Annotated in this window: 21 protein-coding genes and 1 pseudogene; 11 read left to right on the top strand and 11 right to left on the bottom strand. The window is 63.5% G+C overall.

What is annotated here, in order from left to right:
- Positions 1–175 precede the first annotated feature (175 nt).
- The 6 genes from CRO75_RS08125 to CRO75_RS08100 are packed head-to-tail and all read left to right on the top strand — an operon-like array spanning position 176 to position 7,477.
- Complete coding sequence (locus tag CRO75_RS08125) at positions 176–895, top strand: MtnX-like HAD-IB family phosphatase (protein ID WP_097134943.1); 720 nt, start codon at positions 176–178, stop codon at positions 893–895.
- Complete coding sequence (locus CRO75_RS08120; protein WP_097134942.1) at positions 888–2,282, top strand: aminotransferase class III-fold pyridoxal phosphate-dependent enzyme; 1,395 nt, start codon at positions 888–890, stop codon at positions 2,280–2,282. Before CRO75_RS08125 ends, CRO75_RS08120 begins: the two co-directional genes overlap by 8 nt.
- Entirely contained in the window at positions 2,279–3,160 is an 882-nt protein-coding gene (locus CRO75_RS08115) for an alpha/beta fold hydrolase (protein WP_009045387.1), read from the top strand. Before CRO75_RS08120 ends, CRO75_RS08115 begins: the two co-directional genes overlap by 4 nt.
- Positions 3,161–3,174: 14 nt before the next feature.
- Positions 3,175–4,302: a GNAT family N-acetyltransferase gene (locus CRO75_RS08110; RefSeq protein WP_097134941.1), complete on the top strand. Its 1,128-nt coding sequence runs from the start codon at positions 3,175–3,177 to the stop codon at positions 4,300–4,302.
- Positions 4,299–6,083 carry an ATP-binding protein gene (locus tag CRO75_RS08105; protein WP_097134940.1) on the top strand — a complete coding sequence of 595 codons (1,785 nt, stop codon included), beginning with the start codon at positions 4,299–4,301 and terminating at the stop codon, positions 6,081–6,083. Before CRO75_RS08110 ends, CRO75_RS08105 begins: the two co-directional genes overlap by 4 nt.
- The gene (locus CRO75_RS08100) at positions 6,080–7,477 is read left to right on the top strand and encodes a sigma-54 dependent transcriptional regulator (RefSeq protein ID WP_097134939.1); all 1,398 of its coding nucleotides are present in this window, start codon (positions 6,080–6,082) and stop codon (positions 7,475–7,477) included. Before CRO75_RS08105 ends, CRO75_RS08100 begins: the two co-directional genes overlap by 4 nt.
- Positions 7,478–7,494: 17 nt before the next feature.
- Here CRO75_RS08100 and CRO75_RS08095 read toward each other — a convergent pair whose 3' ends face one another.
- From CRO75_RS08095 to metE, 4 genes are all read right to left on the bottom strand, one after another.
- Complete coding sequence (locus CRO75_RS08095) at positions 7,495–8,400, bottom strand: hypothetical protein (RefSeq protein WP_097134938.1); 906 nt, start codon at positions 8,398–8,400, stop codon at positions 7,495–7,497.
- Positions 8,397–9,092 carry a hypothetical protein gene (locus CRO75_RS08090; protein ID WP_009045392.1) on the bottom strand — a complete coding sequence of 232 codons (696 nt, stop codon included), beginning with the start codon at positions 9,090–9,092 and terminating at the stop codon, positions 8,397–8,399. Before CRO75_RS08090 ends, CRO75_RS08095 begins: the two co-directional genes overlap by 4 nt.
- A 221-nt stretch (positions 9,093–9,313) precedes the next feature.
- Entirely contained in the window at positions 9,314–10,348 is a 1,035-nt protein-coding gene (locus CRO75_RS08085) for an alpha/beta hydrolase (RefSeq protein ID WP_097134937.1), read from the bottom strand.
- Between the two features lie 234 nt (positions 10,349–10,582).
- Positions 10,583–12,895 (bottom strand): 5-methyltetrahydropteroyltriglutamate--homocysteine S-methyltransferase, encoded by a 2,313-nt coding sequence (gene metE, locus CRO75_RS08080; protein WP_097134936.1) that lies wholly within the window; start codon positions 12,893–12,895, stop codon positions 10,583–10,585.
- A 108-nt stretch (positions 12,896–13,003) separates the two neighbouring features.
- Here metE and metR point away from each other — a divergent pair, with 108 nt between their 5' ends.
- A complete protein-coding gene (gene metR / locus CRO75_RS08075; RefSeq protein ID WP_007930536.1) occupies positions 13,004–13,921 on the top strand; it encodes a transcriptional regulator MetR in 918 nt (305 codons plus the stop codon).
- Positions 13,922–13,954: 33 nt separating this feature from the next.
- On the opposite strand, the gene CRO75_RS08070 is transcribed toward metR, so the two are convergent.
- The 4 genes from CRO75_RS08070 to CRO75_RS08055 all read right to left on the bottom strand — a co-directional run bounded on the left by CRO75_RS08070 (position 13,955) and on the right by CRO75_RS08055 (position 16,114).
- Positions 13,955–14,464 carry a GNAT family N-acetyltransferase gene (locus tag CRO75_RS08070; RefSeq protein WP_007930535.1) on the bottom strand — a complete coding sequence of 170 codons (510 nt, stop codon included), beginning with the start codon at positions 14,462–14,464 and terminating at the stop codon, positions 13,955–13,957.
- Between the two features lie 39 nt (positions 14,465–14,503).
- The gene (locus CRO75_RS08065) at positions 14,504–15,142 is read right to left on the bottom strand and encodes a LysE family translocator (protein ID WP_007930534.1); all 639 of its coding nucleotides are present in this window, start codon (positions 15,140–15,142) and stop codon (positions 14,504–14,506) included.
- Between the two features lie 27 nt (positions 15,143–15,169).
- On the bottom strand, positions 15,170–15,604 hold the full coding sequence (locus CRO75_RS08060; RefSeq protein ID WP_097134935.1) for an NUDIX domain-containing protein: 435 nt from the start codon (positions 15,602–15,604) through the stop codon (positions 15,170–15,172).
- Positions 15,605–15,841: 237 nt separating this feature from the next.
- On the bottom strand, positions 15,842–16,114 hold the full coding sequence (locus CRO75_RS08055) for a type B 50S ribosomal protein L31 (RefSeq protein ID WP_009045397.1): 273 nt from the start codon (positions 16,112–16,114) through the stop codon (positions 15,842–15,844).
- 134 nt (positions 16,115–16,248) lie between these two features.
- Here CRO75_RS08055 and CRO75_RS08050 point away from each other — a divergent pair.
- The 3 genes and pseudogenes from CRO75_RS08050 to CRO75_RS08040 all read left to right on the top strand — a co-directional run.
- A pseudogene (locus CRO75_RS08050) lies at positions 16,249–16,409 on the top strand (LuxR C-terminal-related transcriptional regulator); the annotation flags it as partial.
- A gap of 129 nt (positions 16,410–16,538) precedes the next feature.
- Positions 16,539–18,158: an FMN-binding glutamate synthase family protein gene (locus CRO75_RS08045; protein WP_009045399.1), complete on the top strand. Its 1,620-nt coding sequence runs from the start codon at positions 16,539–16,541 to the stop codon at positions 18,156–18,158.
- 66 nt (positions 18,159–18,224) lie between these two features.
- Positions 18,225–18,509 (top strand): putative quinol monooxygenase, encoded by a 285-nt coding sequence (locus CRO75_RS08040; RefSeq protein ID WP_097134934.1) that lies wholly within the window; start codon positions 18,225–18,227, stop codon positions 18,507–18,509.
- A 22-nt stretch (positions 18,510–18,531) separates the two neighbouring features.
- Here CRO75_RS08040 and CRO75_RS08035 read toward each other — a convergent pair whose 3' ends face one another.
- Genes CRO75_RS08035 through CRO75_RS08025 form a run of 3 tightly spaced genes read right to left on the bottom strand, consistent with a single transcriptional unit; the run spans position 18,532 to position 21,354 of the window.
- Complete coding sequence (locus CRO75_RS08035; RefSeq protein ID WP_097134933.1) at positions 18,532–20,040, bottom strand: glucosyltransferase domain-containing protein; 1,509 nt, start codon at positions 20,038–20,040, stop codon at positions 18,532–18,534.
- A gap of 1 nt (position 20,041) precedes the next feature.
- Entirely contained in the window at positions 20,042–20,983 is a 942-nt protein-coding gene (locus CRO75_RS08030) for a glycosyltransferase family 2 protein (RefSeq protein WP_097134932.1), read from the bottom strand.
- On the bottom strand, positions 20,980–21,354 hold the full coding sequence (locus tag CRO75_RS08025; RefSeq protein WP_062824766.1) for a GtrA family protein: 375 nt from the start codon (positions 21,352–21,354) through the stop codon (positions 20,980–20,982). Before CRO75_RS08025 ends, CRO75_RS08030 begins: the two co-directional genes overlap by 4 nt.
- 370 nt (positions 21,355–21,724) lie before the next feature.
- On the opposite strand from CRO75_RS08025, the gene CRO75_RS08020 reads away from it, so the two are divergent.
- A complete protein-coding gene (locus tag CRO75_RS08020) occupies positions 21,725–22,321 on the top strand; it encodes a papain-like cysteine protease family protein (RefSeq protein ID WP_009045403.1) in 597 nt (198 codons plus the stop codon).
- Positions 22,322–22,328 lie beyond the last annotated feature (7 nt).

Genomic DNA, 22,328 nt, shown 5'->3' with positions numbered 1-22,328 from the left:
CCGCAAGCACTGATGTTGTTTGTAGCGAGCTACAAAATTTGTAGCTCCAACCCGCCCATCCAACGCCTTGTTCCCGCGCAAAGCCCGGCCTGCCTGGGCTTGAGCCACTTGGCACAGTCCCTGCTCCAGTGCCTGGCATGCGCAAAGTGCGCTCCTCTACAACAGGTAACTGCAGATGATGCACTGGCATATCGTGTGTGACTTCGACGGGACCATCACCCGCACCGACGTGATCGACAACGTCCTCCAACGCTTCGCCGACCCGAGCTGGGAAGACATCGAGCAACAATGGCTGGACGGCCATATCGGCTCCCGGGAATGCCTCAGCCGCCAACTGGCGCTGGTCAAGGCCTCGCCCGCCGAATTGCTGGCCTACTTCGACAGCGTCGAGATCGATCCCGACTTCCCCGACTTCGTCGATCACGTGATCGGCCTGGGCGCGTCCCTGGAAGTGGTCAGCGACGGCATCGAGCAAGGCATCGCGCGCATCCTCGCGCGCCACTACGTGAGCCTGCTGCCGATCCTCGCCAACCGTCTGCGCCAGGTCGACCAGCACAGCTGGCGCATCGACTTCCCGCATTCCAGCGACGCCTGCCGCGCCGCGTCCGGCAACTGCAAATGCAAATCCACGCCCAAGGGCAAGCGGGTGCTGGTGATCGGCGACGGCCAGTCCGACATGTGCGTGGCCGCCAGCGCCGACTTCGTGTTCGCCAAGGGTCGCCTGGCCGAGTACTGCCAACGCCACGCCATTCCCCACGCGACCTTCGATTCCTTCGCCGAACTGCCGGCACTGCTGGCGCTGTTGCCCAACGACGCGGCCAACGCCGGCACCTTCACCCTCGACAACACCACCGAACATTGCGTACCCACTCAGGAACTCTTCCACCATGTCTGACATTCGTATCGCGACCGCCGAAGACCAGATGCTTCTGGAAAAAGAAGCCAAGTACTGCTCCTACGGCGACACCGTCCACTACATCGAACCGCCACGGATCTTCAGCCGCTGCGAAGGCTCCTACGTCTGGGACACCAGCGACCAGGCCTACCTCGACCTGCAGATGTGGTACTCGGCGGTGAACTTCGGCTATGCCAACCCACGCCTGAACAACGCCCTCAAGCAACAGATCGATACCCTGCCGCAGATCGCCAGCCAGTACCTGCACAAGGGCAAGATCGAGCTCTCGGAAATGATCGCGGTCGATGCCAAGAAGAAGTTCGGTCTCGACGGCCGCGTGCACTTCAACGTCGGCGGCTCGCAGTCCATCGAGGACTCGCTGAAAGTCGTGCGTAACGCCACCAACGGCAAGAGCCTGATGTTCGCCTTCGAAGGCGGCTACCACGGCCGTACCCTCGGCGCTTCGTCGATCACCTCCAGCTACCGCTACCGTCGCCGCTACGGCCACTTCGGCGAGCGCGCCAACTTCATTCCCTTCCCCTACCACTTCCGCGGCCCCAAGGGCATGACCAAGGAAGAGTACGGCAGCCACTGCGTGCAGCAGTTCGCCCGGCTGTTCGAGACCGAATACAATGGCGTGTGGGACCCGAAAGTCGGCCAGAGCGAATACGCCGCCTTCTACGTCGAGCCGATCCAGGGCACCGGCGGCTACGTGATCCCGCCGATGAACTTCTACAGCGAGCTCAAGCATGTGCTCGACCAGCACGGCATCCTGATGGTGGTCGACGAGATCCAGATGGGCTTCTACCGCACCGGCAAGCTGTGGTCGATCGAGCACTTCGACGTCAAGCCGGACGTGATCGTCTTCGGCAAGGCCCTGACCAACGGCCTCAACCCCCTGGGCGGCATCTGGGCCCGCGAAGAGCTGATCAACCCCAAGGTGTTCCCGCCGGGTTCGACCCACTCGACCTTCGCCTCCAACCCGCTGGGCACCGCGGTGGGCCTGGAAATGTTCAAGATGACCAGCGAAATCGACTACGGCGCGATGGTCATGGACAAGGGCAAGTACTTCCTGGCCGGATTGCAAGACCTGCAGAAGCGCTACCCGATCATCGGCGACGTCGACGGCCTGGGCCTGGCGCTGCGCTGCGAGATCTGCGCCACCGACGGTTTCACCCCGGACAAGGCGACCCTGGACTACATGGTCGAGGAAGGCATGAAGGGCGACATCGAAATCAATGGCCAGCGCCTGGGGCTGATTCTCGATGTGGGCGGCTACTACAAGAACGTCATCACCCTGGCCCCCTCGCTGGAAATCAGCTACGCGGAGATCGACCTCGGCATCGCCCTGCTCGACCGTCTGCTGGACCGGGCCATGAAGCGATGAGCGCACTGATCGATCTGGACGAAGGCATCGACCTGGGCCAGGGCGATGCCGGGTTCGTGCTCGGCAGTGGCGAGGTCGCGGTGTTGTTGATCCACGGCCTCACCGGCACCCCGACGGAACTGCGTCGGGTGGCCGTCGGCCTGGCCAACGCGGGGTGCACGGTGTACGTGCCGACCCTGGCCGGGCACTGCGGCAACAACGCCGACCTGCAGGCCACCGGCTGGCAGGACTGGTACGAGGGCGTGCGCCGGACCTTCGTCGGCATCCGTCGCCGCCACCGGCAGGTGTTCGTCGGCGGCCTGTCGATGGGCGCCGTCATGTCCATGTACCTGGCCTCGGAACACCCGGGCCAGGTCAGCGGCCTGCTGATGTATTCGACCACTCTCAAGTACGACGGCTGGAGCATCAACAAGCTGGCGTTCCTCACCCCGCTGCTGATGAAGATCCCGTTCGGCGTGCACATCTGCAGCTTCGAGGAGAAGCCGCCGTACGGCATCAAGAACAAGCGCCTGCGGGCGGTGGTCGAGCGGCAGATGAAGGCCGGCGAAAGCAGCAGTGCCGGCCTGCTGACCATGGAAGGGGTGACCGTGCGCGAACTGCACCGGATGAACGCGGTGGTGAAAAAACGCATGCCGTCGATCACCACTCCAGCCCTGGTGCTGCACTCCATCGAGGACGACATCACCAGCCGCTGGAACGCCGACTATGTCGAGCGCAAGCTCGGCGGCCCAGTGGTCAAGGTGCTGCTGGACAACTGCTACCACATGATCACCGTCGACCTGCAGTACCGCCGGGTGGTGGAGTTGAGCGCGGACTTCATCGAAAGGCAGGCAGGCCCGCGGCCCGTGGCGTACGACGACCTGCGCCAGTTCGCCTGATTCAAGGACCGCACGTGATCACCAGCCAAGTCTTTTCGAGCATCCAGGCCATCGACCGCAACGCCTGGAACGACTGTTTTCCCGGCGCCCTGGAAGATTGGGATTATTACCTGGCGGTACAGAACGCCGGCATCGAGGGCTTCAGTTGGCGCTACCTGGCGGTGTTCGAAGATTCGAAGCTGGTGGCCGTCGCTCCGGCCTTCACCACCTGCTATCGCCTGGACACCACCGTCTCGGGCCCGGCCAAGCGCCTGAGCGAACGCCTGCAACGCTGGTGGCCTGGGCTGCTGCAACTGCGCCTGTACGCCATCGGTTCGCCGGTGGCCGAACAATGCCATGCCGGCACCGCCAGCCATATTCCCGCGGTGCGCCGCCAGGCCTTGCTGGCGCAACTGCTGCACCTGGCCCGGCGCGACGCCAACGCCCAGGGCATCGGCCTGCTGGCGGTCAAGGATGCCGCCAGCCAGGATCGGCAATGGGCCGCCAGCTGCCAGGCGTTCGGCCTGCAAGCCATGCCCAGCCTGCCCAGCGCCCTGTTGCCGGTGCCCTTCGGCTCGCTGGATGCCTACCTCGGCACCCTGGGCAAGTCCACGCGCAAGGACCTGCGCCGCAAGTTGCGCGCGCCCGGGCTGCGAATCGAATGGCGACACAACATCGACGATGTGCTGCCCGAGGCCATGCGCCTGTACGAAGCCACCCTGCGGCGCAGCGAACTGCAATTCGAATGCTTACCCGCGCCCTATTTCACCGGTATCCTCCAGCAGTTGGGGGAACGGGCCGCCTGCGTGCTGTACTGGGTCGACGACCAACTGGTGGCCTTCAACCTGGTGCTGCTGGACGAGCACCGGCTGATCGACAAATTCTTCGCCCACGATCTGGATATCAGTCGTGAGCACAACCTGTATTTGCGCAGCTGGATGGCCAATGTTGACTACTGTATCCAGCACCGGATCGCGCTCTACGAATGCGGCCAGGCCGGTTATGCCAGCAAGCTGCGCCTGGGCTGTACCTTCACCGGCAACAGCCTGTTTTTCCAGCATCGCAACCCGCTGCTCGACACCCTGCTCAAAGGGCTGAAATATGTTCTCCGGCCGGATCGCACCGACCCTGCCATGGCTGCTGCACTAAGCGAAAGTTCATGACCAGAAAAGACCGCCGCGCCCCTCGCCCTTTCGCCATCTCCTGCTGGAGCCTGCAGCGCAAGCTGGTGCTGGCATTCTGGATGGTCAGCGTAATCCCCACCATGATCGCCGCCGAGCTGGCGGCCACCACCCTGTCGCAGATCTTCGACAGCAACGTGCGCATCTGGCTGCAGGAGTCGACCAAGATCGTCGAGGACGAAATCACCGAGACCCTGCACGACAACGCGCGCATCGCCCAATTGTTCCTGCGTTATGCCAGGCCGCCCACCGACCGCAACGCCGCCAAGCACGACAAGCTCACCGCCGACATCGCCGACTCCATGGGCATCGATGTGGTGGCGCTGATCCGCAAGCGCGACCAGCAGGTGGTGTTCAGCACCGCCGCCGACGATATCGTCGGGCAGATCAGCCTGGCCCATAACGCCGTGCTGCAGACCCTGCAGGTCGGCGGCGTGGCCACGGGAGCGGTGGTCTCGACCTTCCAGACCACCCTCGACGGCATCGACTACCAGCTGCTGATCGCCACCTACCTGGACGCCAGCTTCCTCACCAGCGTGGCCGACGTGCACTCCCTCGACCTGCGCCTGTACCTGGCCAAGGCCAACGACTTCGCCGAGATCTTCGCCACCCAACGCTTCGAGGACCACCCGACCCAGGTGCCGGAAAAGATCGAGACCATCCTGCGCGACACTCGCCAACCCACCGAGCAGTTCACCAGCCGCTACAGCGGGCTGTACCGGCCGATCTTCAACGACAGCGGCGAACTGGTGGGGGTGATTTTCAGCGGCCTGCTGCGCCACAGCAGCCTGGTGGGGCTGGTCAACCAGAGCAACCTGTTCATCCTGATCTTCCTGCTCAGCTCGGCAGCGTCGCTGGCCGTCGGCTGGCTGGTGTCGAAACGCCTGACCATGCCCCTGCGCGGCTTGTCCAAGGGGGTCCAGGCGGTGATCGCCGGCGACTACCGGCAACGCGTGCCGGTGATTGGCGGCGACGAACTGGCGGAGCTGAGCAGCACCTTCAACCATATGAGCGAACGCCTGGGCGAACTGCAGCACCTGGAAGCCCAGCTGCGCCGTCGCGACCGCCTGCACGCCCTGGGCGAAGTGGCCATGGGCCTGGCCCACGAAATCCGCAACCCTTTGGGCATCATCAAGACCGCCACCCAATTGCTGCACCGTCGCGCGGACCTGCCCGAAGGCGACAAGCGCCACCTGGAATACGTGATCAGCGAAGTCAGCCGGATCAACGACCTGATCACCGACTTCCTCGACTTCGCCAAACCCAGCGCGCCGATCCGCTCGACCCTGCTGGCGCGGCCGCTGGTGGAGGAACTGATCGGCTTCTGCGAGCCGGAACTGGCCAGCCACAAGATCGACGCCCGGATCGACGACCAGGCGCCGGGCGCGACCCTGTACGCCGACGCCCGCCAGCTCAAGCAGGCCTGCCTGAACCTGATCCTCAACGCCATCGACGCCATGCCCGCCGGCGGACGCCTGACCCTGGGCATCGCCCAGGACGCCGAGCACACCATCCTGCGGGTCGCCGACACCGGCCAGGGCATCGAGCCGGACATGCTCGAACGCATCTTCACCCCCTTCGTCACCACCAAGGCCTCGGGCACCGGGCTGGGCCTGGCCAAGGTGTTCTCGATCATGGAAAACCATGACGGGCACATCGAATGCAGCAGCGAAATAGATGCCGGCGCCACCTTCAGCCTGTACATTCCGGCCAAAGGTGAGGACGACGAAGATGATCAAGACGAGCAAAAGGCCCAGCCATGACGCATAACCTGCTGGTGGTCGACGACGAGCCCAAGCTTTGCGACCTGCTGTCCTCGGCGCTGAGCCAGGACGGCATCCAGGTGTTCACCGCCGGCAACGGCCTGCATGCGCTCAAGGTATTGGAGCAGGAAGAGATCGACCTGGTGATCAGCGACTGGCGCATGCCCGGCATGGACGGCCCGCAGCTGCTGGCCGAGATCAAGCAGCGCTACCCGCAGATCCCGGTGATCGTCATGACCGCCTACAGCACGGTGAAAAACGCCGTGCAGTCGATGCGCAACGGCGCCTACGACTACATCGCCAAGCCCTTCGACATCGACGAGCTGGACATCACCGTCAGCAAGGCCCTGCAGTTTCGCGACATCCTCAAAGACAACCAGCGCATGCGCGCCGAGCTCGACGAGCACCGGCAGTTCGACAGCCTGGTGGGCGACAGCCCGACTTTCCGCCAGGTCCTGCAAGCGGTGGACTCGGTGCGCGAAAGCAACGCCACCATCCTGCTGACCGGCGAAAGCGGCACCGGCAAGGAGATGGTCGCCCGGGCCATCCACCAGCACGGCAACCGCGCCAACAAACCCTTTGTCGCGGTCAACTGCGCGGCGATCCCCGAAGGCCTGCTGGAAAGCGAAATGTTCGGCCATCGCAAGGGCGCCTTCACCGGCGCCGTGGCCGACCGGGTCGGGCGCTTTCAGCAGGCGGACAAGGGCACGCTGTTCCTCGATGAGGTCGGCGACATGCCTCTGGCCCTGCAGGCGAAGATCCTGCGCGCCTTGCAGGAGCGGGTGATCGAGCCGGTGGGCGACCCGCGCGAGCGCAAGGTCGATGTGCGGGTGATCGCCGCCACCAACAAGAACCTGCTGGAGGCGGTGGCCAACAAGGAGTTTCGCGAAGACCTGTATTACCGCCTCAATGTCTTCCCGATCCCCCTGCCCGCCCTGCGCGAGCGGGTCGAGGATATCGCCCCCCTGGCCCGGCACTTCGCCCACACCCTGGGCGCCACCGCCGGCAAACGCATCACCGGCTTCAGCCCGCAGGCCCTGCTGGCCATGGCCAATTACGCCTGGCCGGGCAATATCCGCGAACTGCAGAACTGCGTCGAGCGCGCGACCATAGTCGCTGCGGGCGCGGTGATCGAGGAAAGCGATCTGCCGGGTTATCTGTTCAGCTCACCGCCGATGAACGCCGGAGCCAGTGCCCTGCCCGGCGACAGCCTCAGCGTGCCCAGCGACCTGGACGCGGCCCTGGCCGAAGTGGAGAAAGCCTACATCCTCGCCGCCCTGCAACAGAGCAACGGCGTGCAGGCCGCCGCCGCGCAGCTGATCGGCATTTCCGAACGCAGTTTCTGGTACCGCCTGAAAAAACTCGGGATCCAGGTCGACAAGATCGTTCGCTAAGGGCTCAGCACGGAGTTCTACTGTCCGTAGATTTTCTGCAGTTGCTCTTCGGTGAGCGCATCCTCGAAGGCCACCGGCACTGACTTCACAGCGCCCTGCAGATTACGGTAGCGCGAGTAACTGCCATTACCCGCCAACTGATAACCACGCTCGACCACCCGCTGACCGTCAAGCACGTAACGCAGGGTTTCCTGGGCCGCCGGCCTCGCCGGCTGGCTCAGATCGGCCGCCAGCACACGCATCGACTCCTCGACACACTCGTCGAGCAAGGCCAGCACCTTATCCAGTTCCAGACCGCCGTCATCGATGCACTGCGCACCGCAGCGACGGAATGGCTGGCTGACCACTTCGATCCGGGTGCGGTACAGCGCGGAGCCCGCGATGTCCTCGATCCGAACCTGATTGATCAGCACAAAACTGCCGCGATCAGGCCCCAACATCAGCTTGGGCTCGACAAGCAAACGGGCGGTGATTGCCCCTTCGCCCTGCTTCAGGCCAGCGGCTTGTGAAGCCTCCTGATAGCGCTGTTGCAGGCGTGTCTGCAACGGCATCCCACCGAGCAACGTGGCCATCGGCCGTGACTCGTTGTGCGCGGCCTGTTCGGCCTCGCGCTGCAAACTGCCGCTGCCCATTTGCGTATTGATCAGGCTGGCCACCAGCACTCCGGCCAGGCCAGCACTGGCCCCGGAGCTTTGCAGCAGTGTATTGCTGGCAGACGCAGCGCGGGTCGCGTCCTTGATATCGATCACAGTGCTGGCGCCGACGAAGTCCTGCTCGTTGAGCAGCACCTCGAGCTTGAGCCCATGCTTCTGCACATAGGGCAACGCCCCCTGATCCTTGAAGCCGGCCGGCGGCAGTGCTTTCTGCGCACAGCCACCTGATGCCAGCAACAACGCCAGGGCAACAGTCAACCAGCCTTTCATTGCGAGAACGGCGTAATCATTTGCTGGCGGCTGTTATCAATGGCCTGGTAGAAAGCGTTGGACAGGTTGGCGTAGTTCGGCTCATCCCATTCGCCCTGGGCCGCCTGCACTGCGGCGAACGGCTGGAACCACAGCAGTTTGTTGTCAGCCAGATCGACCACCATGCCCTGCCCACCCACCTGGGCCATCGGCACGCTGGTCGGGACGAGGCTGTAGTAGCTACGGGTGGCACCGGTTACAAAAACGTTCACCAATAACAGACGATCGACCCCATACATGGCTTTCATCGGAGTCATGTCCTTGGTCATATAGCCTTCGCGGAACGAGATGTTTTTGTAATTCTTCAGGTCGATCTGGTCGATGATGCGCTTGGCCTTGTAGCCCTTGGCTTGCAACTTGGCCACGATCACGTCCGGCAGGGTGTCGAGGTCGCGCACTTCCCAGGTTTTGACGTTGTCGCTGAGCTTGCTGTTGACGCCCTTGTTGATAGCCACATCCAGCAACCCCTGGCTACCCGTCAGCATGAGCTCGGGAGCAGGCAACACAGTGATGGCCACGCCGATAGTCGGCTCCTTGGCCCCCCAGAACTGCTGGTCCAGGGCAATCGGTTGCTGCACGTTGGCACAGCCGGTAAGTGCCAGGCAGGCCAACAAAGTCAGCACACCCCAAGTACGTAAGATACGAAAACTCATGAATCAAGTCCCTATGAATTAAGAATGACGCTGCCTGTGTCGGCTGTCATTGCAAAAACCATAGTGGCATATTGATATATTTTCTATTCACCCCCAGGTGCGGCCTGCCGTTCCAGCCAACTGATCCAACTGTAGGAACGAAGCTTACCCCCGATAGTGGTACTCCAGACACGCAGCGGTGCCTGCATCGCCCGCAAGCCTGGCTCCTACGGAAGCCGGGGTCAGAGCAGGTTCGGCGCAGGCAGCGGCTCGATCTGCGCCCAGTGCGAAGTGTCTTCGCGATGGCGTTGCAGGTACGGCAACACCGCCGCCAGCAACGGCGCCTTGAAGGCTTCCTGGAAACGATGGGCCAGGCCCGGAATCAGCTTCAATTGGCTGCCCTGGATATGCGCGGCCAGGTGCACGCCGTGCATCACCGGCAGCAGCGGATCGGCGGTGCCATGCACCACCAGGGTCGGCACGCGCAGCTGGTTGAGCAGGGCCACCCGGCTCGGTTCGGCGAGGATCGCCATGATCTGGCGCTTCACCCCTTCCGGGTTGAAGGCCCGGTCATAGGCCTCCGCCGCCTGATGCAGCAGCGCCTGCCGATCGTCGGTGACCTGCGGGCTGCCGAGGGCGGCCAGCAGGTCGGCCTGTTGCTCCAGCGCCACCTCACGGTTCGGCGCGCCGCGCCGCGACAACAGTTGCACCAGCGCCGCATTGGGCGCCGGCAGGCCTTCGGCGCCGGAGCTGGTCATGATCAGGGTCAGGCTCTCGACCCGTTGCGGCGCCATGGCCGCCAGGTGCTGGGCGATCATCCCGCCCATGCTCGCGCCCAGGACATGGAATTGCTCGACCTGCAGGGCATTCATCAGGCCCAGGGCATCGTCGGCCATGTCGGTCAGGCTGTAGGGCGCGGCCACCGGCAGGCCGAGCTTGTAGCGCAGCACCTCGAACGTCAGGTTGGCGCTGACCGGCGCCTGGCGCCAGGTGGACAGGCCGACGTCGCGGTTGTCGTAACGGATCACCCGAAAACCCTGCTGGCACAGGGCAACGACCACTTCGTCCGGCCAGTGGATCAACTGCCCGCCCAGGCCCATCACCAGCAGCAGGGCCGGATCGGAGGCACGGCCGATGCTCTGGTAGGCCAGGCTCACCTGCTCCAGTTCGACCCGTTGGGTCGGTACGTTGACATCACAGCGAGACGCCGCCTGAGACGGCAGGCCGAGCAACAGCGCAGCCAGGAAAACAGTCGTTGAAAAAAATCTTGCCCACATGAAGAAACACCGAAACGCAGAAGCCCAGTAGAACGCGAGTCTGATGAACTTTGATCGAGCGCGCTGCCACAGTTACGTGACAGTTTGATGAAGATCGCCCAGCGGTCATAAAACCCTGTAGCCGCTGCCGCAGGCTGCGATCGGCCCGAAGGGACGTAGCGATCTTGAGTTCGCTGAAGGCCCTTCGGGCCTTATCGCAGCCTTCGGCAGCGGCTACAGGGGCTATGGGTGCATTCAGGCCTGCTGGTTACGCAACTGACGGGCGGCGGCGACCATGTTGACCAGGGCGGCTTCGGTCTCCGGCCAGGCGCGGGTCTTCAGGCCGCAGTCCGGGTTGACCCACAAGCGCTCGGCGGGGATGCGCCGGGCCGCCTTGCTCATCAGCTTGACCATCTCGGCGGTGTCCGGCACCCGCGGCGAGTGGATGTCATACACCCCCGGGCCGATGTCGTTCGGGTAGTCGAAGGCTTCGAACGCCTCCAGCAACTCCATGTCCGAACGCGACGTCTCGATGGTGATCACGTCGGCATCCATGGCCGCGATGGCCTGGATCACGTCGTTGAACTCGCTGTAGCACATGTGGGTGTGGATCTGGGTATCGTCGCGCACCCCAGAGGCGGTCAGGCGGAAAGCTTCCACCGCCCAGTCCAGGTACGGCTGCCAGTCCGCCCGGCGCAGCGGCAGGCCCTCGCGGAACGCCGCCTCGTCGATCTGCACGATCTTGATCCCGGCCTTTTCCAGGTCCACCACCTCATCGCGCAAGGCCAGCGCCAGTTGCCGCGCCTGTACTTCACGCGGCACGTCCTCGCGGGGGAAGGACCACATCAGCATGGTCACCGGCCCGGTGAGCATGCCCTTCATCACCTTGTCGGTCAGGCTCTGGGCGTAGCTGATCCAGTCAATGGTCATGGCCCGCGGGCGGCTCAGGTCGCCGTAGATCACCGCTGGTTTCACGCAGCGCGAACCGTAGCTCTGCACCCAGCCGAAGCGGGTGAACAGGTAGCCGTCCAGTTGCTCGGCGAAGTACTCGACCATGTCGTTGCGCTCGGCCTCGCCGTGCACCAGCACGTCCAGCCCCAGGCGCTCCTGGACCTGCACCGCATGGCGGATTTCGCAGCGCATGGCATCGGTGTAGTCGTTGTTCGACAGCTTGCCCTGCTTGAATGCCTGGCGGGCCAGGCGGATCGAGGCGGTCTGCGGGAACGAACCGATGGTGGTGGTCGGGAACACCGGCAGCTTCAAGCGGGCATGCTGCCGGGCAATGCGCTGGGCAAAGGGCGAATGACGCTGGCTATCGGCGGCGCTGACCGCCTTGAGCCGCGCCTGGACCTCGGCCTTGTGGATGCGCGGCGACCGCGCGCGGCTGGCCTGCACCTGGCGGCTTGCGACCAGGGCCGCTTGCACCGCCGGGGCCTGGGGATCGTTCAGGGCGTCACGCAGCACCGAGATCTCACCGCATTTCTGCACGGCAAAGGCCAGCCAGCTTTTCAGCTCGGCATCCAGCTGGTCTTCCCGGGACAAGTCCACCGGGCTGTGCAACAGGGAGCAGGAACTGCTGACCCACAGGTTGTCGCCAAAACGTTCCTGCGCCGCTTGCAGCTGCGCCAGCGCCTGCTCCAGCTCGCAACGCCAGACGTTGCGGCCGTTGACCAGGCCCACGGACAGAATCTTGTAGGTCGGCAGGCGGTCGAGCACCTGGGTCAGTTGCTCCGGCGCCCGCACGGCGTCGATGTGCAGGCCGTCCACCGGCAGGCCGACGGCCAGCCCGAGGTTGTCCTGCAGGCCGCTGAAGTAGGTGGCCACCAGCTTTTTCAGCGGCGAGTACTGGAGGATGTGGTAGGCCCGCTCGAAGGCGCTCTTCCATTCCTGCGGCAGGTCGAGGGTCAGGATCGGTTCGTCGATCTGCACCCACTCCACGCCCTGGGCCTTGAGGCGGTTGAGGATTTCACCGTAGACCGGCAGCAGGCGTTCCAGTAGCTCGAGCTTGTTGAAATCGTTGCCCTTGGCCTTGCCCAGCCACAGGTAGGTCAGCGGGCCGATGATCACCGGCTTGACCCGATGCCCCAGGGCGTGAGCCTCGTCGACCTCGTCGAACAGCTGCTCCCAGCTCAGCTTGAACGACTGGCCGGCGCTGAATTCCGGGACCAGGTAGTGGTAGTTGGTGTCGAACCACTTGGTCAGTTCCTGGGCGTACTGGGTCTTGGCGTGATCGCCGCCACAGCAGCCCGCCGAGGCACCGCGGGCCATGGCGAACAGGGTGTCGAGGGTCGGCTGGCCCTGGGCGTCCTGGCTGCTGTCGAAGCGCTCGGGAACCACACCGAAGGTCAGCGAGTGAGTCAGCACCTGGTCGTACCAGGCGAAGTCGCCCACCGGCAGCAGGTCGATGCCGGCGTCCTTTTGCAGCTGCCAGTGCCGGGCCCGCAGCTGGCGTCCGACGTCTTGCAGCGCCTGCCGGTCGAGGTCGCCCTTCCAGTAGGATTCGAGGGCTTTTTTCAATTCGCGGTCGGCGCCGATGCGCGGAAAACCAAGGGTGTGGGCCAAGGCCATGAGTGGGTTCCTCCCGGTAAAAGATGGCGCTATTGTCGACAGCCAACCCAACATGAGACAAACTCAACCTTTTCGTGTTGATCACAAAATTTACTCATGGAGCCCCTAGTGCTCGAAATCCGTCACCTGAAGACCCTGCACGCCCTGCGCGAAGCCGACAGCCTGGTCGAAGCCGCCGAACGCCTGCACCTGACCCAGTCCGCCCTGTCCCACCAGTTCAAGGAACTGGAAGAGCGCATGGGCATGCCGCTGTTCGTGCGCAAGACCAAGCCGGTGCGTTTCACCAGCGCCGGCCTGCGCCTGCTGCAACTGGCGGACGCCACCCTGCCGCTGTTACGCGCCGCCGAACGGGACATTTCCCGCCTGGCCGGCGGTACCGCCGGGCGCCTGCACATGGCCATCGAATGCCACAGCTGCTTCCAGTGGCTGATGCCGACCATCGACCAGTTCCGCGACGCCTGGCCGGAAGTCGAGCTGGACCTGGCCTCCGGTTTCTCCTTCGCCCCGCTGCCGGCCCTGGCCCGTGGCGACCTGGACCTGGTGGTGACCTCCGACCCGCTGGAACTGGCGGGCATCACCTACGTGCCGCTGTTCACCTACGAAGCCATGCTGGCGGTGGCCAACCAGCACCGCCTGGCCAGCAAACCCTACATCGTTCCGGAAGACCTGCTCAGCGAAACCCTGATCACCTACCCGGTGGAACGCGATCGCCTGGATATCTTCACCCGCTTCCTGGAGCCCGCCGACATCGAACCGGCCCAGGTCCGCACCTCGGAGCTGACGGTGATGATGATGCAACTGGTGGCCAGCGGTCGTGGAGTGTGCGGCATGCCCCACTGGGCGCTGCATGAATACAGCTCGCGGGGCTATGTAAAGGCCAAGCGCCTGGGGGAAAAAGGCCTGTTCGCCACGCTGTACGCGGCGATCCGCGCCGACATGCTGGATGCGCCCTATATGCGCGACTTCCTGCTGACCGCCAAGGACACCTCGTTCTCGACCCTGGACGGGGTCAGCGCGGTGCGTTGAAAAGCGGTATTCGGCCTGTAGGAACGGGGACTTTCAGAGGGGGGAGACAACTTCACGCCACAGGTGGAGCTTGTCGAAGTACTCGACGCCCACCCGCACCGCCAGCGGCTCCAGGCCGAACTGGACGAAACCGCAACGCTGGTACAGCGCCAGGGCGGCGTCGTTGCCGGCGGTGACCGTCAGCTGTACCAGCCGCACCCCGGGGCGTTTGCGCGCCTCCTGCAGCAGCGCCTGGACCAGCCGGTAACCCAGGCCGCCGTGGCGATAAGGCGGCGCCACATACAGGCCGAACAACGTGGCCTTGTGCCGGGCTTTTTCCCGGACCTCGAACGCCAGGCCGACGATGCCCATCAGTTCGCCATCCTCGAAAGCCCCCAGCAGCAGGTCCAGCGGGCTGCTCAGCCGCGACTCCCACCAACTCAAGGGCATCGCCGCACGTTCGGCGACACTGGAAGTAAAGGCCTGCGGATGATGCTCGTAGGCTTCGAGCATCAGCGCACGGTAGGCAGCGGCGTGACCGGCATCGAGGCGCTGGATGGACATGGTCGGTCGAGGCCCCCGGGCCGCAGGTGAATGAAACGGTCAGACCGTCTGGCGTTGTTCCAGCAGCAGACGCACCGCCAGCCCGGCCAGCACGAAGCCCATGAAATACCGTTGGGTCGCCAGCCACAGCGGGTTGTGCACGAACCAGGCGGCGATGCCCGAAGCGAACAGCGCGATCAGCAGGTTGACGCTGAAGCTCACGCTGATCTGGGTCAGGCCGAGGATGATGCTCTGGGTGAACACCGAACCGTGTTCCGGGCTGATGAACTGGGGAAAGACCGACAGGTAGAACACCGCGATCTTCGGGTTCAGGGCGCTGGTGAGAAAGCCCATCAGGATCAGTTTGCGCGACGAATCCGGCGGCAACTGCTGCGCCTCGAACGGCGAACGCGCGCCCGGCTTCAGGGCCTGCCAGGCCAGCCACATCAGGTACAGGGCGCCGACCCACTTGAGCACTTCATAGGCCACCGGCACCGCCATGAAGACCGCGGTCAGGCCGATCGCCGCGGCGAACAGGTGGACGAAGAAGCCGGCCACCACGCCGACCAGCGAGGTCACGCCTGCCCGGCGCCCCTGGCAGATCGAACGGGAGATCAGGTAGATCATGTTGGGGCCGGGGGTCAGCACCATCAGCAAGGCTGCGGCGATGAAGATCAACATGTCGTGAAGGGGAATCATGATGGGCAATCCTTTGTCCTTGAAAAATCAGGCCGAGGCCAGTTGCGAGGCGCGATAGAACGGCAAGATCAGGTCGCGTGTCAATGGGGCCAATGTGAGCTCGTCGCCAGCCTGCGGATCGATCCAGCAGACCTCCTCGATTTCCGCCGCGGGCTGCACGTCGTGGGTGTCCAGGTCGAGACGAAACAATTCGGCCTCGACCACAAAACCCGGCTCGTTGGCTGCAGGTGCGGAAAAACGTCCCAGGTAACGGGCGTCGGCCGGGGCGATCCGCAGCCCGAGTTCTTCTTCCAGTTCACGGGCCAGGGCCTGGGCCGGCAACTCGTTCGGCTCGATCTTGCCGCCCGGCTGCATGAAAGCCTGGGTGCCGCGCTTGCGCACCAGCAGGGTACGGCCGTCGGGGCCGATCAGCAGGGCCGCGGCGATACGGATAAGGGGGGATGTAGCGCTTGAAAGAGTCATGAAAAACCTGGATCGGTTACGCGAGGCGGCAAGGATCCCATGACTGGCGAGTCGTCGTCACGACACAGTCGGCCGCTGTTTTTTCCATACACCCGGCGCCTCGGGCGGCGGGACGAAGCCACGCCGTCCAGACCTTCCATGGGGGGGTCGTCATTAGAGAGGGGAATGGACGAGAGGATGCCGCCCGCTCCTACAGGGGTGCAGGAACCAGCGGCTGTGCGGCAAGAGCCGGGACCCTCAAGCGTTGCCGGTCTTGCCGGACGAACCGAACGAAGCGAAACGCTTGTTGAAGCCGGCGATCCGCCCTTCGGACTGGGTCTTGCGCTGCTGGCCGGTGTAGACCGGGTGCGAGGCGCTGGAGACGTCGAGGGTGACATAGGGATAGGTGTTGCCATCGCTGTGGCGCTGGGTGCGATCGGTGTCCACGGTGGAACCGATCAGGAAGTACACATCCGCGGCGGTGTCGTGGAACAGTACGGTGCGGTAGGCGGGATGGATATTGGCTTTCATGGCAGTCTCCGAGGGCAGGGTGATGACGCGAATACGTTATACAGTAACATTATATAGCCTTGGAAACGAGAACCAGTTGCAATAAGGAAAGCAGCAAATCGTCTATCGCCCTCGTCAACGCCTGGCACCAGGGCGGACACCTGATGCTCAGCGGTTGCTCCAGCAAGGAGATCGCTCGTAAGCTGCAAACCTTTGCCGAAACCGTGAACATCCATAAGAAACACATCTACGGCAAGCGGGCATCAAGTCCCGGTCCGCACTGTTTTCGATTTTTCTCCAGGCGCGCCATGCCTGACGCCTGAAGCTGCCATGTGCGCACACTGGCTGCGCCACAGCCGTTTTCTACAACAACAAGATCGTTGGCCACACAAGAAGAATGAGTACCCAAAAACGAAATCTATAGAGTCCGAACCAAGGAAACCGTATGAGCCTGTCCCTCCTGAGCCGCTACGCCTTCTTTGCTGCCTGCGTGATTTTCACCCTCGCCAGCTTGCCCTTTCTCGAACATGACTGGCTCTGGCCAATCACCCTGGTCACCTTCCTGCTCAGCCTGCTGGGCATTTTCGACCTGCTGCAAAGCCCCCATGCGGTGCGCCGCAACTACCCGATCCTGGGCAATATCCGCTACCTGGTGGAAGGCATCCGCCCGGAAATCCGCCAGTACCTGCTGGAGTCCGACAGCGACGCCCTGCCCTTCTCCCGGGCCCAGCGCTCGCTGGTCTATTCGCGAGCCAAGAACGAAAGCGCCGACAAGCCGTTCGGCACCCTGGTCGACGTCTACCAGTCGGGTTTCGAATTCATCGGCCACTCCATGCGCCCGGCGCCCCTAAGCGACCCGAGCACCTTCCGCGTCACGGTCGGCGGCCCGCAGTGCAAGCAGCCCTATTCGGCCTCGGTGTTCAACATCTCGGCCATGAGCTTCGGCTCCCTCAGCGCCAACGCCATCCGCGCCCTCAACCAGGGCGCCAAGCTCGGCAACTTCGCCCATGACACCGGCGAAGGCAGCATCAGCCCTTACCACCGGGAAAACGGCGGCGACCTGACCTGGGAACTGGGCAGCGGTTATTTCGGCTGCCGCACCAGCGACGGCCGTTTCGACCCGGAGCGCTTCGCCGTGCAGGCGCAGGACCCGCAGGTGCGAATGATCGAAATCAAGATGAGCCAGGGCGCCAAGCCCGGCCACGGCGGCATCCTGCCCAAGCACAAGGTGACCCAGGAAATCGCCGATACCCGCGGCATCCGCATGGGCGAGGACTGCATCTCGCCATCGAGCCACAGCGCCTTTTCCACGCCGATCGAAATGATGCATTTCATCCAGCAGCTACGTGAGCTGTCCGGCGGCAAGCCCGTAGGCTTCAAGTTCTGCCTCGGCCACCCGTGGGAGTTCATGGGCATCGCCAAGGCCATGCTGGAGACCGGCATCCTCCCGGACTTCATCGTGGTCGACGGCAAGGAAGGCGGCACCGGCGCGGCACCGGTGGAGTTCACCGACCACATCGGCGTGCCAATGCGCGAAGGCCTGCTGTTCGTGCACAACACCCTGGTGGGCCTGAACCTGCGCGACAAGATCAAGCTCGGCGCCAGCGGCAAGATCGTCAGCGCCTTCGACATCGCCAGTGTGCTGGCCATCGGCGCCGACTGGGCCAACTCGGCGCGCGGCTTCATGTTCGCCATCGGCTGCATCCAGTCGCAAAGCTGCCACACCAACAAATGCCCGACCGGCGTCGCCACCCAGGACAACCTGCGCCAGCGCGCGCTGGTGGTGCCGGACAAGGCGCAACGGGTGTTCAGTTTCCACCGCAACACCCTCAAGGCCCTGGCCGAAATGCTCGCCGCCGCCGGCCTGCAGCACCCCTCGCAATTGGAAGCCAAGCACCTGGTACGGCGCATGTCGGCCACCGAGATCAAGCTGTTCTCGCAGCTGCATGTGTTCCTCAAGCCCGGCGAACTGCTCACCGGCGCGGTCAGCGGCGAGTTCTATTCGCGCATGTGGCAACTGGCGCGCGCCGACAGCTTCGAGCCGAACAGCGAAGCCGCGGCCTGACCGGTCACCCTCGACGCTCCGTCGTGCCGGCGGGGCGTTATCCATCATGCAAAGGATGCAACCCCAGTGCTCAAAGTCATCGCCGAAGATTTCATCAAGCCCGAACACCTCGACACCGTGCGCCCCTGGTACGCCGAACTGGTGGAGAAAACCCGCCAGGAACCGAACTGCATCGCCTACGACCTGTTCGTCGACCAGCAAGACCCGGGGCACTTCATCTTTATCGAACAATGGCCAGACCGCGCGGCGCTCGAGGCCCATTGCCAGACCGAGCACTTCACCCGCCTGGTGCCACAGATCAACGCCTTCCAGGCCAGGGAATGCCGTGTGCTGCTGATGGATCAGTTCTGATCCAGCGGATAAGCCCAGCGCCTCACCAGTGCAGCGTCTTGATCGGCGCCGGCTCCTTCATGACGATAAAACCGTAATCGCCCAGCAGGTAGATCCGGTAGTAGCGGCTGTCCACCAGCGGTGGATAGCCCTGGTAACCGACCAGGGTCGCATTGCGCCGCTCCCTTTCCGCGACCACGTTGGTAATGCCCACCTTGGGCAGGTTCTCGGCCAGCATGAAGAAGTCGATGTTCAGCAGGTAGTGCAGCACCGGCATCTGTTTGAACGAGCCCGCGGCCGCCAGCAGCCAGTGATCGGAATAGGTCACCGACATATATATACGCTTGGCCTCACGCAACGGCCGGTGGCTGGTGATGTCGCGCTCAAGGCTCGACAGCGCGCTGGCCACCAGGGTTTTCTGCACCGTCAGCACCCGGCCATAGGCGAACGACAGCGACAGCATCGCCAGCAACGGCACCATCAGCAGCAGCGGCAAGCGCTCATGCAGCGCCGCCAACGCCAGGTGGCTCAGATAGAACAGCAGCACCCACAACACCGCGAAGCCCATCAAGGTCCGGGCGCCTTCATTGAAGTCGCGGAAAAACAGCGCGATCCCCGACACCAGCAAGATCACCAGCAGTAATGCCAGCAGGCAGATCAGCGCCATCACGACCTTTTTCAGGCCGCTGTCCGGCCGCTTGAACAGGTTCATCCCCAGCCGCACGCAACCGGCAAGGGCGCACAGCGCCAGCGCGGCGAACACCCAGGCGAACCCGCCATGAAACAGCAGCACGACTTTTTCCAGCACCCGGCCGATGTTGGCCTGCAGTTGCAGCAAGGGCTGCGCCGACCAATTCAGCAGCAAGGTGCGGGTCTGATCCATGAAGGGGTAGGCGGTGACGCAATAAATCATCCAGCCCAGGGCCGCCTGGGCGACCTTCCAGCCGATCATTTCCCACCAGCGCGGCCAGGCGCTCTTGTCATTGGCGCCGCGGATCACCTCCAGGCAACACAGGCCCAGGAACACATTGATGCTGATCTGATACAGCCCGATGGCCAGCGCCACCAGCAAGGCCGGCACCAGCCATTGCAGCACGCGGTACGGGTTGCGATAGGTGATGGCGTAGATCACTGCCACCAGGCTCAAGGCCATGGCCGGGCCGTCGTATTGATACGACAGGTTCTGCAGAAAGAACGGGTTGTACCAGAGCGGCAACAGCACCAGGCAGCAGGCCGCCGTCGGCTGCGGGTAGTAATGGAACGTCAGGCTGGTCAGGGCCGCGGCCATGGCGACCGTGGCGATCAGCAGCGGCAGGGGAAAGATGTTCGGCGCAGCATGGCTGAAGGTCAGGGCGTTGTAGAACAGCTCGGTAAACAGCCGCCCCTGCTCCGTCCAGGCGGTACCGGCCGACAGCGAGCGCCAGTTGTCATCGATATAGGGAAAGTCCGCGAGGATCAGCGGCAGCACATACAACAAGGTGGCGCACAGAAAAAACAGCCAGGCCTGGCGACGCCCGAGTTCCCCGCTGAGCAAGCGGCCCATTCTGTCCATGCTAGAGCCCCAGGCGGTCTTTGCCGCCGATGACGTCCTTGATCACGTAGCGCGGCCGATGCTTGGCCTCGATATAGATACGGCCGACGTACTCGCCGAGGATGCCGATGCCGATCAACTGCACGCCGCCGAGAAACAGAATGGCGGTCATCAACGAAGGATAGCCGGGCACGCTGTTGCCGAAGAAGATCTTGTCCAGGACCATGTACACCGCGTAGAGCACCGCGAAAATCGAGATGCCGCCACCGATGTAGGTCCACAAGCGCAACGGCACGGTGCTGAACGAGGTGATGCCTTCCAGCGCCAGGTTCCACAGTTTCCAGCCATTGAACTTGCTCTTGCCCGCCACCCGTTCGGCGCGCTCGTACTCCACCACCACCGTGGTGAACCCGGCCCACGACAGGACGCCTTTCATGAACAGCTGATGCTCGGGCAGGGTCCGGATCACATCGACCACCTTGCGATCCATCAGCCGGAAGTCGCCGACGTTTTCCTCGATCCGGGTATACGCGATACGGTTCAGCAGGTGGTAGAACAGCGCCGCGCTGCTGCGCCTGAGAAAACTGTCGGCCGTGCGCCTGCGGCGTTTGGCGAGGACCACATCGGCGCCCTTCTGCCATTCCTCGATCAGCCGCGGGATGACGCTGATCGGGTCCTGCAGGTCGACATCCATGGGAATCACCGCATCGCCGCTGGCGTGCTCCAGCCCGGCGAACAACGCCGGCTCCTTGCCGAAGTTGCGCGAAAAGTTGATCAACAGCACCTGCTCGTCCATCCGCGCCAGGACCTTGACCTCTTCGGCCGTGCGGTCGGAACTGCCGTCGTTGATAAACACGATCTCGACTTCGCCCTGCTCGAACCGCAACTCGCGACGCACCGCCTGGTAAAACAGGCCGATGGCCTGCTCTTCATTGAAGACCGGAACGATCAGCGAGATCTTCATCGTTCACACTCGCGGAACACCAGGAACTTGGCGAACAGAAAACCCGCCACCAGGCTCAGGGCGGAAAACACCAGCACCGTCAGCAAGCCGGGCAGCCGCCACACATCCCCGGCATGCCCGACACCCAGGCTCAGCGCCCCCATGCCCCCCAGAAACAGCAGATAGCCGCCGACCGAGGCCCTGGCGGCGAAGGTGAAGCGCGCATTCATATAGAAAGAAAACGACGCCGCGACGCAAAAGGCCGCCAGGTTGCTGAGCGCCTGGCTGAGGCCAGCCACCAGGCTCAGCAAAAAGAACACCAGCCAGTGGATAAAGGTGTTGGCGATGCCGATCACCGTGTATCTGGAGATTCCCTTCCATAAGAGTCTCATGGGTGACTCTCCCCCGTTGAATATCGCTCAACTTGTATGGCAGGTTTTTCTGCCCATCGATTGGCGAAATCGCTGATCCAGCGGTCTTTCAGACGTGTGGCATCCAGGCCGGCCTGCATGGGCCGTTGTCGTGCAAGCCCCCTCCCAGGCCTCCTCTGGCCTGATTGCCTACCCACAACAAATTGCACAAATGCATATTTATACTTGCACAAACGCATAAAACAACTAAGGTTACCCCTGAGCCCGACCGGAGCAGGCCATCGAGGATGGCGAACCCTACAGGCCGGTCACGGGCTTGCGAAAAACGCTGCATCGCCACACGCAACAACGACGCAAGCTGGACGCTTGTTTTCACTCATGGAGGATGAAAATGTTAACCCTTGAAGACACACCCTTTACCCGCACTGGTCCTGCCGAGGCACTGCCACAGTGCCTGGTCGGCACCCTGCTCAACGCCGGACTGAGCGACGTCGACGACAGCGCGGAACACGCCGCCCTGGCCGCCAGCCTCAACTTCAGCATTCAGCAGCAAACCCAGACCAACTGGTGCTGGGCCGCGCTGTCGGCCTCGGTCGGCAACTATTACCGCACCGGTTCCTGGACTCAATGCGGGGTCGCCAACGCGCAACTGGGGCGCAATACCTGCTGCAACCAGCCGGGGCCATGCAACGTCTACGGCTACCTGGACTCGGCCCTGCAAACCACCCGCAGTTTTGGTGGCATGAGCCAGGGCTCGATCCAACTGTCGGCCATCGACAACCAGATCAACATGGGACGCCCCGTTGGCCTGCGCTGTGCCTGGTTTGGCGGCGGCGCGCACTTTCTGGCGATCTATGGCACCAACGGCAGCTACCTGCTGATTGCGGATTCCATCTACGGCTATTCGACCCGTGCCCTGAACACCTTCCCCCGTTCGTACAACGGCGGCGGCAACTGGACCACCACCTACTTCACCCGGAAAAACTAAGGAGGGC

It is taken from the genome of Pseudomonas sp. LAMO17WK12:I10, from assembly GCF_900215185.1.
GTDB classification, from domain to species: Bacteria; Pseudomonadota; Gammaproteobacteria; order Pseudomonadales; family Pseudomonadaceae; genus Aquipseudomonas; species Aquipseudomonas chlororaphis.
The sequence above is the reverse complement of the archived record's forward strand: the minus strand, read 5'-3'. Positions and strand labels throughout refer to the sequence as shown.

Excerpts from the sequence above, each read along its gene's own strand:
- CRO75_RS08100 (WP_097134939.1), top strand. The coding sequence starts at position 6,080 with ATGACGCATAACCTGCTGGTGGTCGACGACGAGCCCAAGCTTTGCGAC.
- CRO75_RS08120 (WP_097134942.1), top strand. The coding sequence starts at position 888 with ATGTCTGACATTCGTATCGCGACCGCCGAAGACCAGATGCTTCTGGAA.
- CRO75_RS08055 (WP_009045397.1), bottom strand. The coding sequence starts at position 16,114 with ATGAAAGCCAATATCCATCCCGCCTACCGCACCGTACTGTTCCACGAC.
- CRO75_RS08035 (WP_097134933.1), bottom strand. The coding sequence starts at position 20,040 with ATGGACAGAATGGGCCGCTTGCTCAGCGGGGAACTCGGGCGTCGCCAG.
- CRO75_RS08025 (WP_062824766.1), bottom strand. The coding sequence starts at position 21,354 with ATGAGACTCTTATGGAAGGGAATCTCCAGATACACGGTGATCGGCATC.
- CRO75_RS08095 (WP_097134938.1), bottom strand. The coding sequence starts at position 8,400 with ATGAAAGGCTGGTTGACTGTTGCCCTGGCGTTGTTGCTGGCATCAGGT.
- CRO75_RS08090 (WP_009045392.1), bottom strand. The coding sequence starts at position 9,092 with ATGAGTTTTCGTATCTTACGTACTTGGGGTGTGCTGACTTTGTTGGCC.
- CRO75_RS08105 (WP_097134940.1), top strand. The coding sequence starts at position 4,299 with ATGACCAGAAAAGACCGCCGCGCCCCTCGCCCTTTCGCCATCTCCTGC.
- CRO75_RS08125 (WP_097134943.1), top strand. The coding sequence starts at position 176 with ATGATGCACTGGCATATCGTGTGTGACTTCGACGGGACCATCACCCGC.
- CRO75_RS08085 (WP_097134937.1), bottom strand. The coding sequence starts at position 10,348 with ATGTGGGCAAGATTTTTTTCAACGACTGTTTTCCTGGCTGCGCTGTTG.
- CRO75_RS08070 (WP_007930535.1), bottom strand. The coding sequence starts at position 14,464 with ATGTCCATCCAGCGCCTCGATGCCGGTCACGCCGCTGCCTACCGTGCG.
- CRO75_RS08060 (WP_097134935.1), bottom strand. The coding sequence starts at position 15,604 with ATGACTCTTTCAAGCGCTACATCCCCCCTTATCCGTATCGCCGCGGCC.
- CRO75_RS08020 (WP_009045403.1), top strand. The coding sequence starts at position 21,725 with ATGTTAACCCTTGAAGACACACCCTTTACCCGCACTGGTCCTGCCGAG.
- CRO75_RS08030 (WP_097134932.1), bottom strand. The coding sequence starts at position 20,983 with ATGAAGATCTCGCTGATCGTTCCGGTCTTCAATGAAGAGCAGGCCATC.
- CRO75_RS08065 (WP_007930534.1), bottom strand. The coding sequence starts at position 15,142 with ATGATTCCCCTTCACGACATGTTGATCTTCATCGCCGCAGCCTTGCTG.
- metE (WP_097134936.1), bottom strand. The coding sequence starts at position 12,895 with ATGGCCTTGGCCCACACCCTTGGTTTTCCGCGCATCGGCGCCGACCGC.
- CRO75_RS08115 (WP_009045387.1), top strand. The coding sequence starts at position 2,279 with ATGAGCGCACTGATCGATCTGGACGAAGGCATCGACCTGGGCCAGGGC.
- CRO75_RS08045 (WP_009045399.1), top strand. The coding sequence starts at position 16,539 with ATGAGCCTGTCCCTCCTGAGCCGCTACGCCTTCTTTGCTGCCTGCGTG.